General features: G+C 34.5%; 10 protein-coding genes and 1 pseudogene. 8 read left to right on the top strand and 3 right to left on the bottom strand.

Annotation, left to right across the window (positions count from 1 at the left end):
- Positions 1-156: 156 nt before the first annotated feature.
- Positions 157-3,081 (top strand): leucine-rich repeat domain-containing protein, encoded by a 2,925-nt coding sequence (locus CY0110_RS19105; protein WP_008277167.1) that lies wholly within the window; start codon positions 157-159, stop codon positions 3,079-3,081.
- 30 nt (positions 3,082-3,111) lie between these two features.
- On the opposite strand, the gene CY0110_RS19100 is transcribed toward CY0110_RS19105, so the two are convergent.
- The gene (locus CY0110_RS19100) at positions 3,112-3,744 is read right to left on the bottom strand and encodes a TetR/AcrR family transcriptional regulator (RefSeq protein ID WP_198139208.1); all 633 of its coding nucleotides are present in this window, start codon (positions 3,742-3,744) and stop codon (positions 3,112-3,114) included.
- Between the two features lie 150 nt (positions 3,745-3,894).
- On the opposite strand from CY0110_RS19100, the gene CY0110_RS19095 reads away from it, so the two are divergent.
- Together CY0110_RS19095 and CY0110_RS19090 are read left to right on the top strand one after the other, a co-directional pair.
- Entirely contained in the window at positions 3,895-4,371 is a 477-nt protein-coding gene (locus tag CY0110_RS19095) for a YbjN domain-containing protein (RefSeq protein ID WP_008277165.1), read from the top strand.
- A 25-nt stretch (positions 4,372-4,396) separates the two neighbouring features.
- Positions 4,397-6,022, top strand: a complete 1,626-nt coding sequence (locus CY0110_RS19090) for a CocE/NonD family hydrolase (RefSeq protein ID WP_035800041.1) — start codon at positions 4,397-4,399, stop codon at positions 6,020-6,022.
- Here the strand turns inward: CY0110_RS19090 and CY0110_RS19085 are convergent.
- On the bottom strand, positions 6,019-6,522 hold the full coding sequence (locus CY0110_RS19085; RefSeq protein WP_008277163.1) for a DUF3122 domain-containing protein: 504 nt from the start codon (positions 6,520-6,522) through the stop codon (positions 6,019-6,021). The two genes, CY0110_RS19090 and CY0110_RS19085, sit on opposite strands and share 4 nt — an antisense overlap.
- Positions 6,523-6,562: 40 nt before the next feature.
- Positions 6,563-6,646: pseudogene (locus CY0110_RS31000) on the bottom strand (MBL fold metallo-hydrolase); the annotation flags it as partial.
- A gap of 262 nt (positions 6,647-6,908) precedes the next feature.
- Here CY0110_RS31000 and CY0110_RS19080 point away from each other — a divergent pair.
- From CY0110_RS19080 to dnaB, 5 genes are all read left to right on the top strand, one after another.
- Complete coding sequence (locus tag CY0110_RS19080; protein ID WP_008277162.1) at positions 6,909-8,021, top strand: tyrosine-type recombinase/integrase; 1,113 nt, start codon at positions 6,909-6,911, stop codon at positions 8,019-8,021.
- Complete coding sequence (locus tag CY0110_RS19075) at positions 8,018-9,490, top strand: site-specific integrase (protein WP_008277161.1); 1,473 nt, start codon at positions 8,018-8,020, stop codon at positions 9,488-9,490. Before CY0110_RS19080 ends, CY0110_RS19075 begins: the two co-directional genes overlap by 4 nt.
- On the top strand, positions 9,483-11,642 hold the full coding sequence (locus CY0110_RS19070) for a tyrosine-type recombinase/integrase (RefSeq protein WP_008277160.1): 2,160 nt from the start codon (positions 9,483-9,485) through the stop codon (positions 11,640-11,642). Before CY0110_RS19075 ends, CY0110_RS19070 begins: the two co-directional genes overlap by 8 nt.
- Positions 11,635-12,486, top strand: coding sequence for a DUF6262 family protein (locus CY0110_RS19065; protein WP_008277159.1), 852 nt, complete (start codon positions 11,635-11,637; stop codon positions 12,484-12,486). Before CY0110_RS19070 ends, CY0110_RS19065 begins: the two co-directional genes overlap by 8 nt.
- Positions 12,486-13,682: replicative DNA helicase (gene dnaB / locus CY0110_RS19060; protein WP_008277158.1), on the top strand; the 1,197-nt coding region annotated here is incomplete at its 3' end. The genes CY0110_RS19065 and dnaB, both read left to right, overlap by 1 nt.

The following is a 13,682-nucleotide window of genomic DNA, read 5'->3' as shown; positions in this document are numbered from 1 at the left end:
TTTTTCAGCTTATCCCGAACTCAAGCTAGTTAAAAGCATTTTTCTTGAAGAAGTATGAAGAAACTAAAAAACTGATACTTCGGCATAGCTGAGTACAAGTAACTGATAACTGATGACTGATGACTGATGACTGATAACTGATTAAGAGATAATTTTATGACAAATGATGAACTATTGGATCTTATAAAAAAAGCCAAATTAGAAAAATGGACAAAACTCGATCTTTCTTATAATCAAATAAGTGAGATACCACCAGAGATCGCTCAATTACATTCTCTTAGAATACTCTACCTCCACAATAATCAAATAAGTGAGATACCACCAGAGATCGCTCAATTACATTCTCTTGAAATACTCGACCTCCATAATAATCAAATAAGTAATATACCACCAGAAATCGCTCAATTACATTCTCTTGAACAACTCTACCTCTATAATAATCAAATAAGTAGTATACCACCAGAAATCGCTCAATTACATTCTCTTGAACAACTCTACCTCTATAATAATCAAATAAGTAATATACCACCAGAAATTGCTCAATTACATTCTCTTCAAGAACTCTATCTCTCTAATAATCAAATAAGTAATATACCACCAGAAATTGCTCAATTACATTCTCTTGAACAACTCTATCTCTCTAATAATCAAATAAGTAATATACCACCAGAAATCACTCAATTACATTCTCTTGAACAACTCTACCTCTCTAATAATCCATTAAACCCTGAATTACAATCAATCTATGAACAAGGTTTAAAGAAACTGAAAATATACTTACAATCGCAACAAGAAAAAGAAATTATTTTAAATGAAGTCAAACTAATTTTTGTAGGAGAAGGAGAAGTCGGTAAAACCAGTTTACTAGCTGCACTTAGAGGAGATGAATGGATTGAAAATCGTCCAACCACTCATGGTGTAGAAATTGATATTAAATCACTTATTCTTGTTGATAAAGAATCTAATACAGAAATAACATTTAATGGTTGGGATTTTGGGGGACAAAATATTTATCGTTATACTCATCAAATGTTTTTTACCACTCCAGCTATTTATTTAGCGGTTTGGAATCCACGTCGAGGACCAGAAAATTGTCGAGTGGATGAATGGATTAAAATGATTAAACATCGTACTTATGATGAGAAACAAGAAGACTATCAACCCCGAATTTTAGTGATTGCCACTCATGGTGGACTAAAAGAACGTTTAGATCATATTGATGAACAATTATTACGTAATGAGTTTGATGACTTAATTGTTGATTTTCATCATGTCGATAGTTATACAACAGAAGGATTAGAAATTCTTGAAAATAAACTGGCCAAAATAGCGACTGAAATGCCTATGATTCGTCGTTCTGTTCCTGCCAGTTGGAAAATAATTTTAGACACAATTCGAGAAAAAAGTCAAGTTAATTCTTGGATTACTTATGAACAGTTTCTAGAAATTTGTCTTTATAAAAAGATTGATTTAGCTTTAGCAAAAACCTATTTAACCCTTCTTAATGAATTAGGTTATTTAATTTATTATAAACATGATCCTGTTCTTAAAGATACCATAATTCTGAAACCTGAATGGTTAAGTAAAGCAATTAGTTTTGTCTTAGAAAGTAGAGAAGTAAAAAACAATTTTGGTTTAGCTACTCATCAACAACTTAGTGAGTTATGGAATGACCCTAAACGGGGTGAAGATCGTTATCCTGAAGCTTTACATCCTATTTTTTGTAAACTAATGGAACGGTGTGATCTTTCCTATCAAGTTGAACTACCGGATGTTGATGCACCACCTACTAATTTAATTGCTCAATTAGTTCCTAGTCAACGTCCTCAACATTGGGAAAATGAATGGGTTTTGAAATCAGGAGATAAAGAATTAACAGAAGTTTGTCGTATTACTGATGTTCAAACAGGACGAACAGAACAAGCAGAAGGATTAATTTATCGTTTAATTGTTAGATTTCATCCTTATTCTTTGGGTCGTCAAAACTATAATAATAGTTGTCATTGGAAGACGGGAATGTTATTAGATAATGGAGTTGAAGGACGCGCTTTTATTGAAGACAGAGACGGGGATATTTATATTACTGTGAGAGCAGCTTATCCTAAAGGTTTTTTAGGTTATCTTTCTTCGGAAATTATGGGGTTAGTTAAAAGATTTTGGAAAGGATTAGATCCTAGATTATATATCCCTTGTCCGACTGATACCTGTCAAGGATTAATTGAAAAAGATGAAATTATAGAATCTAAACAAGAAGAAATTCCTAAAGTTCGTTGTCCTGTTTGTCGTAAGTTTCATAAGATTGATGATTTAATGGCGGTTAATATAATTACAGAAGAATGGAATCAAAATAAACTGATTTCTATCCTTGAAAAACATCGTCAAGAAATGATTAGAATGAATCAATCTATGAATAATTTAGATGCTCAAGTTAATAACTTAAGTACCGAAATAAAAACGTCTATGACGGTATCTAATGAAAAGTTCAACTTCTTATTAAATACATTAAGTGATCCAGCAAAAGACGGTCCTAGATTATTTCATATTGAACCCATTAATAAAAATTTCTTCAATTTAAAAAATTGGATAAAAGAACCCTTTCGTATTACTTTATGGTGTGAACATTCCCGTCTTCCACTACCAATGATTAATAATAATGATAGTAGTGGAGTTTATGAAATTGAATTAACAAGAGAGTGGTTTCAAAAAGCTTCCCCTATCATTCGAGTTATTTCTACAACCCTTAAACTTGCTTTACCTGTAGCGATTCCTACCGTAAAAATAAACACTGATGATACCGAATATAAAGCGATCGCAGAACAACTTGAATTCGGGGTTAAATCTACTGATTCTTTACTCAAAGGAAATGATTTATTAGATAAATGGGGGTCTAAAAATGATGACTGGGAATATGAGTCATCTGGTTCTAATTCGGTTCAAGTAATCAAAGCTAGTGGCTCTATTCTAAGACAGTTACATCATCTTTTACAACAAAAAGATCCTAGTTTTGGTGGATTAGAAAGAGTTCAAAATAAACGCGGAGACTTTCTCTGGGTTCATCCCAACTATGTACAAGAATATTAAATAAATTTTGTACTTTTTAATGTATTAATATCAAGCTAAGACTCCATGCAAAAATATATCTGCTATCCCCTCGGCCATCTCCTGTAACGCTTTAGGAGAGGCTTCCGGGGTGATAATTGTATCTGAAGAAAACCCTGCGATCGCAAACATTCCTAAGAAAACTTGAGCAACAATTTTAGGGTTCGTCCGACGATAAATGCCTTTTTCCATCGCAGTTTCAAAGAAAGCTTCTGCTACATCAGTCATTTTTATAATCACTTCTGATTGTATTTTTTCCCGTAATTCTTGATGAAATTGCGCTTCAATAAAACATACTTGTAATAAATCTTTATTTTCCTGCATTCTTAACACTCTTCTCCGCATTACTTGCGCTACCGCTTTATAGTTTCCCATTTCGCTTAATTCGGTTAATAAGTCAGTTAAAATTTCTATCCATCCTTGGGTTGCTACTTCGATTAAAATGGCTTTTTTATTGGGAAAATAGCGGAATAAGGTTCCTTCTGCTACCTTGGCTTTCTTAGCTAAATCCTTAGTCGTTGTGCCATCATAACCTTTAGCAGCAAATAAACGTAAAGCTGCTTTGAGAATGCGCGATCGCGTATCTTCTTCTGTATTAGAAGCCTTAAGGGTTTCACGGCCTAAAGTTGAGGAAAAACCGGACATTACCATAATAATAAGCATAACAACTCAGGCCATTTTCTCCTATGAGGGATCAAATTTTTAGATATCTTCACAAAATGTTGTTTTTTGACTCCCTCAACGAGAGATAATAAGAAAGTAGACTATCCACTTACTCAACATTATTATTTCATTATGACTAACGTAACCAGCGAATATACTTTACCGGATGACTTTACTAGCACCGAAGTCAGCCATCAAGAAGCAATAGAAACGGTCATCGATAGTTTACAACAAAATAACAGTGCGATGGTGCATCACGATGATCAAGGATATGTTTGGAAGTTTCAATATGGCAGTGTGGAAACTTATGTTCAGCTAACAGGAGAAACAGAAGAAGATTTATTAACTGTTTGGTCTCCTGTGTTAACCCTTCCTGCTAAAGATGAACTGGGTTTAATGCGAAAATTATTAGAGATGAATGGAGAAGAAACGTTAGAAACTCGTTTTGGAATTATGAATAATCAAATTGTCGTTTTAAGTCAGCGTGCTGTTGCTGATTTATCCCCCGGAGAAATTTCTCGCGCCATCACTTTAGTGGCAACTATTGCAGATGACAATGATGAAAAATTAATCGAAACTTATGGAGGCAACCCCATCCCAAATAATTAACCTAAACCCTTTATCAATTACAGGAATGTATCAGGTTAAACAAGAAACCTTATCCTTAACCACACGGGATGGAATTCGTCTCGATGCTGATGTTTATCGACCCGACAGCACCGAGTCTTTTCCTATTTTATTGATGCGACAACCTTATGGGAGAAGAATTGCTTCTACGGTGGTTTATTCTCATCCAATTTGGTATGCGTCTCATGGTTATATTGTTGTTATTCAAGATGTGAGAGGACGAGGAACGTCTCAAGGCAATTTTGATTTATTTACTAACGAAATAAAAGACGGTTTTGAGACAATAAACTGGATATCTCAGTTACCTGGCAGTACAGGAATGGTAGGAATGTATGGATTCTCCTATCAAGGAATGACTCAATTATATGCAGCTTCTAGTCAACCAAAAGCATTAAAAACGGTTTGCCCTTCTATGGTAGCTTATGATTTGTACCATGATTGGGGTTATGAAAACGGAGCCTTTTGTTTACAAACTAATTTAGGTTGGGCGATACAATTAGCAGCAGAAACAGCCAGATTAAAAGGGGATAGTAATGCTTTTCATAAACTGTATGAAGCATCTCGGAATTTACCCTTATCTGATCCTATTTTTGCTTACCCAAATTTGATGAAAGAGGTTGCATTTAATTCTTTTTATCATGACTGGATTAATCATTCATACCCCGATGATTATTGGAGTAATTTATCTCCTAAAAAATTCATCGATAAACTCGATTTACCTATGTTACATATTGGGGGATGGTTTGACCCTTATTTACGGGGTAATCTTAACCTTTATAATGCTATGAAAAGCCATAGTAACTATCCCCAAAATCTCATTATTGGTCCTTGGGGTCATATTCCTTGGGGGTCAAAACTAGGGAGTCAAAACTATACAAAATCAGCTTGCAGTTTTATTGATCAATATCAAATTGATTGGTTTGATCATTTTCTTAAAGGGAAAGAGATAGACTATTTATATTCTCAACCCGTATCATTGTTTGAAATGGGAACTAATAAATGGAAATATTCTCAAAATTGGACAAATAAAGAAGAAAAAAATTACTATATTTTTAGTCAAGGGTTAGGCAATATTAAAGAAGATGATGGACAATTAATTAATACGATTCCTGATAATAATATTAATGATATTATTGTTCATGATCCGTGGCGGCCTGTTCCATCTTTAGGGGGTCATGCTAGTATTCCATCAGGTTCTTTTGAGCGATCGCAATTAGATAATCGTTTTGATATCTTAACTTATACCTCTGAAAAGTTAACCGAAGATTTATTAATTAAGGGAACACCTTTCATGGAAATATATTGTACTGCTGATACAGTAAGCTTTGATATTTCTATTATTTTATCGGAAGTTAAACCCGATGGAAAAGTTTATAATTTTAGTCAAGGATACTATAGAATAGAATGCGAGCAATTACCCATAAAAATTCCTTTACAACCCACTTGTATTAAAATTACTCAAGGGAACTGTTTAAGAATAAGTATTAGTGGTGCGTGTTTTCCTGCTTATGCTTTGAATACAGGAACAGGAAAATTACCCTATGAGGAACGATTGATTGATGCTAAAGTTATCACTATAAAAGTATGGAGTCAACTCGATCAAATATCAAAAATAATTTTACCGATTAATTAGTTTTGTAAATCACGAGCTATGATTTTTTGCCATTCTTCTAAAATGAAATAAGGAATTTTAATGGTACTAGAATCACCATTTTTTAAGGGTAATTCTAAGACCCAAAAATTATTACTTGCTAATTGATTGAGAATCGGTGTAAAGTCATACTGTCCCATATTAGGAGCAAATGACTCCTGATCACTAGCAAATACATCGGGAACTGGTAGGATTAAATCCTCTCGAATTTTAATAATTAAAGGTTGAGGATGTGCAAATTCATATAAATCAGGAAACCCGACTAAACGAAGATTAATTATTGGTTCATTCTCACCCTTGATTTCTTTAAAAAAAATAACTTGCCAAGGGTTTTTAAAATTATCTCGCCAAGTTTGTATAGACTTATAAAGCACAGTATTAGGCGGAATTTTGCTTTCTCTAACAACAGCATAAACAGGTTGTATGAATAATAAACACATCAACCCCAACAGGACAATTAACTTAAATACTTTCTGACTCATTGTAATCTCTAGCTAAAAACAACTGATAACTGTTTACTGTTTAAACATTGCCACATTTTTCATTAGCTGGAACCGCCTCCATTATCTTTTTAGGATTAGGTAAGTTAAGATTATTCATATAAGTGTTGAACCTCCCTCGCTGAAAGACGAGGGATTCCCGTGTAGACTCTTATCTAGGATTTCTCCCCCGACAGACCGCCATTACTGGGCTGTTTGATCACGGGCGCACCGACCGCGATTTGTTCTAAACCTCGTTGTTTTACTATCATTGAAGCAGCATTATAACAACAATAATTATATATTCCATAATAAAGATAAACAACAACAACACACCCTGATTTATGTGATATAGTTGAAGGGTCAAAATTTTACACGATGTAGATTAAGTGCTGAAGTTAGAACGAGCTATAGATCCTCAGACAGAGGAAAGGTTCTGTTGCATATTCGATAAGCAAACTTGTTTACCAGTAGAACCTATTCAGCGATACCTAAATTATTGTCGTAAGGGACAATTAGCCTTTAATACAGTCAACACATACGCTTGTCGGCTACTAGATTTCTGGCAATGGCTAGAGTATAAATCTCTTGATTGGCAAGAAGTAGGATTAAATGAACTAGCGGACTTTGTAAATTGGTATCTACTAGGTGGGGAAGTAGAAGTCATCTCAGAAGACGTAAGAGAAATTATGTCAAAACGTAGTCCACGCACCGTTAATCTAGCTATTACAGCCGTACAAGGATTCTATGAATTCCACACTGTAGAAGGTAGGGTAGATGAAAAGCATTTTACGAAGTTAGCACACGGTTGGGGTAAACGAGGCGGTTTTCTACGAGGTATTGTTAAAAGTACCCCAGATAAAAGAAAACGCATCAAAGTAAAAGAACCAAAAAACTTTCCTGGGTGTCTAACGGATGAACAAGTAACTCAATTAGCCGATGCTTGTTACAGCTACAGAGATAGACTAATCGTGATGCTCTTAAGGGAAACAGGTGTAAGAAGGGGAGAATTATTGGGATTACATTTAGTAGATGTGGCCGATTTTGATAGTCGAGGCAGAATTCGTATTGTCAGACGGGATAATAACCCGAATAGTGCAACAGCTAAGGGGACAGAACGAGAAATACCCATAATCCATAACCGAGATGCGGTTAAAGAGACATTTCATGCCTATCTATTGGAAGAATATCCGCCTGAAGCCGAAAAATTGGAACATGGAATGCTTTTTGTCAACTTAGAAGGTGAATACATTGGTAAACCGATGTCTAGTGCTAGATTAAATAGCCTTTTCTATCAATTAGAAGAAAGAACAGGTATTAAAGCTCATCCTCATCTTTTTAGACATACTTTTGCCACTAGAATGCTACAAGCAGGTTATCTTGACCAATATGTACAGCAGTTGTTGGGACATAAATCTATCGCTACAACCAAAGATATCTATTCCCATGTGTTAGATGAAATGAGTCTGGATGCTTATTTACAAAGGGAGGAAGAAGAATGAATTCGCTTCCATTACAAGCATTACAGAAAAAAATAAGTAGTTCAGAATTAAGTAAAGAATGGATCAATAACCCTTTATTAAGTAAAAATATTTGGTCAGTTGAAGAATTAGGTTATTCTGAGGAAGAATCAAAAATACAAGGAACTCGTAATATTTATTTTGAGGAAATTTCTTTGCCTTGGTTGAAATTCCTAGTTAAGTTAACAGCTTTAGCTAGTGCCAGAGAAAAATGTAGTTTAAGTGGAGTAGTAAAAAGGGTCTGTTACTTAAAGCAATTAGATAAATTTCTAATCCAAGAAGGGTATAATCAACCAGAGTTATTAACTGATTCAATCTTACAGAAATTTGTTACCAATGGTAGCAAAGGTTCTAGAATGAATAGACAATCAACTATAACTTATGTTACAAAGCTATGGGCAGAAGAAGAATGGTTAAAACTTCCTTATACGCCTCGTAAATATAAAAGAGCAACACCAAAAATAGAGACGATTCCTGAAGAAGTTCTACACCAAGTTTACGAAAACTTTGATTTATTTCCACCCCCATTAGAAAGATTATTTAGACTACAATTGGTATTAGGTTGTCGGATTGGGGAAATATTAAGAATGCCTCGCCAATGTCTTAAAAAAGAAGGAGATACTTGGTTTTTACTAAGATGGATACAAAAAAGAAAACATTGGCGATTCTATCAGGTTCATCCTTCGGTTGCTGAATTAGTTAGAGAACAACAGAAGTTTTTAGATAAACAAATAGGTTCAGATTCAGATTTTGATAAGTTATTTTGCAAAGCTTCTACAGCCCTTCGAGATGGTGCAGGAAATGGAAAAAGATTTGAAATAGAACCAATCTATTTACCAGAATTCGTTTCTAATACATTAATTTGTCTTTGGCTACAAGATTTTAGTGAAAAAGCAGATTTAAAAGATAAGTATGGTAATCGTTTTCACTTAAAAAGTCACCAACTACGTCGCACAAAAGCGAGTATTATGGCTCATTGTGAAGCTGAAGATGAATACATTGCTGCGGTACTAGGACATGGTTCTTTGGATATGTTACCTCATTATCGTCAACGATCTTTAGAAAGGTTAGAAAAAGAAGCTAATACGAAAGGCTATGTAGATATGTATGGTCAAGTAACTACCTTTACACCAAGAAAAAAAAGGTATGAAAAATTAGCTGAACTTCTCAAAATTAGTACGCCATTAGGCGAATGTCATCGACCAACAATGCTAGGAGATTGCCAGTATCGTTATTCTTGTTTAAGTTGTGACCATCATCGAGTGACATTAGAAGATAAACCAAAGTTAGAAATGGATGTTCAGCATTTACAGCAAGATTTAGAACAAGCACAAACTGCAAAACAAGAGCGGAGAATTACTGAAATTAATCGGTTATTAAAGTTATTAAAAACTAGATTGCAAGGTTTAGAAAAACTGAGAAATTTAAAAGGAGAACAAAATTATGAGTAGTCGTAAATATCCTCCTATTTCAATTCACAAGACCTTACAGGGTCAATTAGAAGTTGATTGGGGACTGAACTATCATAAAGAGTATAATTGTCCATACTGTAAATTCGGTAGACTTACACAACTGATCTCTAATAAGAGTTATTTTTGTCAATTAAATCTTAGATGTAATTACTGTAAAAAACTAACTTATTTAACTTGTAAAATCCCTGGAATTGGCTTAAAACATTCTCCTATTTCTCAACATCAAACTTTAAGTGGAATATTAGAAGTTGATTGGCATCAAGAATATAAAGAAGAATACGATTGCCCATATTGTGAAGAAGGAAAACTTACTCAGTTTTTTCGTAGAGAAAATCGTTTCTGCAAATTAGCACTTCAATGCAACTCATGTCAAAAAAGAACTTCCCTAACCTGTAAAGTATCTGGAGTTGGGTCAAAGCATTCTCCTATTTCTCAGCATCAAACTTTAGATGGGATATTAAAAGTAAACTGGCATCAAGAATATAATAAAGAATTTGAATGTCCTCGCTGTAATCAAGGTAAGTTAACTAGATATTACTATCGTAATAATTCAATTTGTAATTTAGCTTTAGATTGTAATTTTGGACATGATGGACAAAAGGGATGGGTGTACAAAATAGGAGAAGGAGAGAACAGTAGTAAGTGTCAATGCCACTATTGCAAGATTTCTTTTAATCCTAATTCTATTCATTCGGCAAGTTGGGTAAGCAATAAAAAGAAAGATAAAGTAAGACCATTTTCTTTTGATGAGGATGTCTGGGAGTTAGAATATTTTTATGAAAAACCTTATCAAAAAATACTAAACTTTCAAGAAATCAATCCTTATTGGTATCGAAAAGAAGTTAAAAAATATTTATACTATTTACTAAAGTCTAAGGTATTTTCCTCAGATTCAGGCGTAAGGGAAAAAATCATAACCTTGAGACAGTTTGGTAAAATCATTACTCTTTCAAGTCTTAAAGATTTTAATGAAATCAATAGAGACACTATTAGCAATTTTTTAGATAGTTGTAAAAACAATAAAAGTAGAACCATAAATGGAAAACTAGCTAATTTAAGAGATTTTTTTGAATGGCTAAACTTAGAAACTCATTCGCTAGTTCGTAGCCGTGATTTTTTGAAAACTAATAACAATGATGCTGATTGGTTAGATGAAGTTACTCGTAAATCTATTAAACGGTATTTAGATAAAATACCTGCACCTATTGCTCATCACTATTTAGTTCAAGCTTATCTTGCTGCAAGGCCAGGGGATGTATGTCAATTAGGGTTTGATTGCTTAGAAGAAGAAAATGGTAAGTGGTATGTCAAATTTTTTCAGCAGAAAACAAAACGATGGCATAAAATACTGGCAAATCGGAAGATAAGGACAGTCATAGAAGAACAACAGCAATGGATTAGGAAAGTTTTTGGTGAAGATTATTCCTATTTGTTTTGTCACTTTCGGAATATTAGGCCGAATTTTTATCCATTTTTTCCTAATATTAAGCCTCTACCAAGGCCACCTCGTGTAGATGCTGACGAAAACACGATGGTTCGTATCATTCGGATGTTAATCGAGAAAGAAAATATCTTAGATGCTAATGGACAGAAACCACACTTTACAGGAAGAATTACTCGTCATAGTCGTTTACAAGAAGTTCGGGCTAAATATGGTATGGAAGCTGCTCAATTGTATGCTGACCACAAAAGCAGTAGCACCACCTTCCAACACTATGCACCGCCAACAAGAGAACAGATAGCAGAGGTAGATTTACCCTTCCAAGAACTTTTGATGAACCCTAATAATAAGTTCTTACCTTGGCAATCATTACCTGAAAGCTTACTAAAAAATCCTAAAGCCCATGAACTTGACTTAGAAATAGCCCCTCGTTTAGTAGTTTACGGACACTGCACCCTTGACCCCAAAACTCCCTGTCCTGTCAATCTTTATCCTAAATGCTATGGTTGTTCAAGTTTTCGTCCCAGTACAGGAAAATTACCTCTCTATGAACGTCAATATCATGGGGAACAGCAACGATTAACAGATGCAGAGAAAGCAGGGGCAGAATTAGCCTCAGAGGAAGCTAAAGCTACCATTGAGGCCATGAATAAATGGCTTCCTGAGTTGAGGAGGTTGGCTGATGGCTAAAAAGCATAACCGAGAAAAACAAGCGGAGGTTTTAAGGCGGACTCAAGCCCAACGAAAGGAACAGAAAAAGGAGCAAGTATTAAAGGCTGTACAAGAAATAATAGCTCAAAAGAAATCTTTGACCTTTGCTAATATTGCTAAGGTCGCTGGTTGTTCAGTTTCTTATTTATACAAATGGGATGAAATTAAAGCTTATATTCATGAACTTCAACAAAAGGAAAATACTCAATTAAATCCTTTAGAAGAACCAGAAGCAAGACCCAATAGCCTCAAGACTTTACACGAAGTTGCTAGGCAACGAATTAAGGCTTTAGAAGCTGAAATAAAAGACCTGAAACAGCAGAATGAAAAGCTTAGAGGTCATGTAGTAGAAATCTATGAACTGAGGGATGAATGTGAACGATTGAGAAAACAGTTACGAGAGTTATTAAACACTCAAAATTCATCAAGTAAAGTCATTCCTATACAAACCCCTTTAAAGATAAAAAAGTTTCTATTTCTAACCCTGAAAATGAAGATACCCCAGAACATTATTAATTTAATTAAAGAAATGGGACTCAAAGTAGGGGCAAAACTTAAAGAAGAAATAAATAACCGTGACCCTCAACAAGTTAAATTAGCTATCGATGCTTTTCAACAGTATAGAAATCATCATACTATTACCAGTCAAGAAGCTTGTTTATTATCAATGATTCGAGAGGAAGCACAGCCTAATACATCAAATGAGATAGTTGATAAGCCATCTAAACCGACGATTCATGAAACTTCAGAGGAATCTAATCAAGAATTAGTTAGTCTGGACAAACTTAAACAACTTAGTAGTCTTTTCAATTCTAAATCATAATGGATAATCATTTACTACCCCAGAATATTGAAGCAGAAGAAAGCATTTTAGGCGGTATTCTCTTAGACCCTAATTCCATAAGCAGAGTAGCAGATATTTTACCTCCTGAAGCATTTTATGTCATGGCTCATCAACAAATTTATCAAGCTGCTTTAGACCTTTACCATAAAGATCAACCCTGTGATTTTATGACAGTCAAAACTTGGTTAAAAGACCATAAGCTCTTTACTAAAGTCGGGGGAGAGAATAAATTAACCCAATTACTTGATAGGACGGTTTCTGCGGTTAATATAGACCGTTACGCAACGTTAGTGGTTGATAAGTATCAGCGTCGTTTACTGATTAATGCAGCCCGTGAGATTGAAGAATTAGGCTATGATACAGTAACGGAATTACCTTCTATTCTAGAACAGTCAGAAGAAAAGTTATTTAAGGTAACAGTAGATGAAAAAGACCCTTTTCAACCTCAACCTATTCATGATTGTCTTAGGGATGTTTTTAATGAATTAGAAGAAGGAAAAAGTCCTGGTTATTCTACTGGTTTATCCGACTTAGATAAGTTAACAGGAGGTCTTACTAGAAAAGACTTAATTATTATTGCAGGTCGTGCTTCAATGGGTAAAACTTGGTTTTCTATTTATCTTGCTAATCATGTCGCTATGACTTACAAAGTTCCTGTGGTGTTCTTCTCAGCAGAAATGTCTAAAACTCAGTTAACTAAACGGTTTTTAGCCATACACTCAAAAATAGATTCATCACGATTAATGCGAAATGAAATTTATCAGGATGAATATGATTCTTTGGTAAAAGGATTAGGAATACTTACCGAGTTACCCATTATTATTGATGATACTCCTGCTAATACCTTAACCCCTTCAAGAATGCGCTCTGTATTGCGCCGAATTAAAGCTGAAAGGGGAACTATTGGGTTAGTAGTAATGGATTATATTCAAAAGCTAGGTGATAGAGCAGCAGGGAATAGAGCGCAAGCGGTGGGTAAGTTTTCAGGGGCATTTAAGGATATGGCTAAGGAGTTTGATTGTCCGTTTCTTGCCTTGGCACAAATTAACAGAGGCGTGGAAGGACAAGCTAATAAACGTCCTTTTATCTCTGATATTAAAGATTCCGGGGATATTGAGCAAGATATGGATTTAGGATTATTATTATATAGAGATGAGTATTACAAGTCAGATACT

Source organism: Crocosphaera chwakensis CCY0110, assembly GCF_000169335.1.
Lineage (GTDB): Bacteria > Cyanobacteriota > Cyanobacteriia > Cyanobacteriales > Microcystaceae > Crocosphaera > Crocosphaera chwakensis.
Note: the sequence above shows the minus strand (reverse complement) of the source record. Positions and strands in the feature narration are given on the sequence as shown.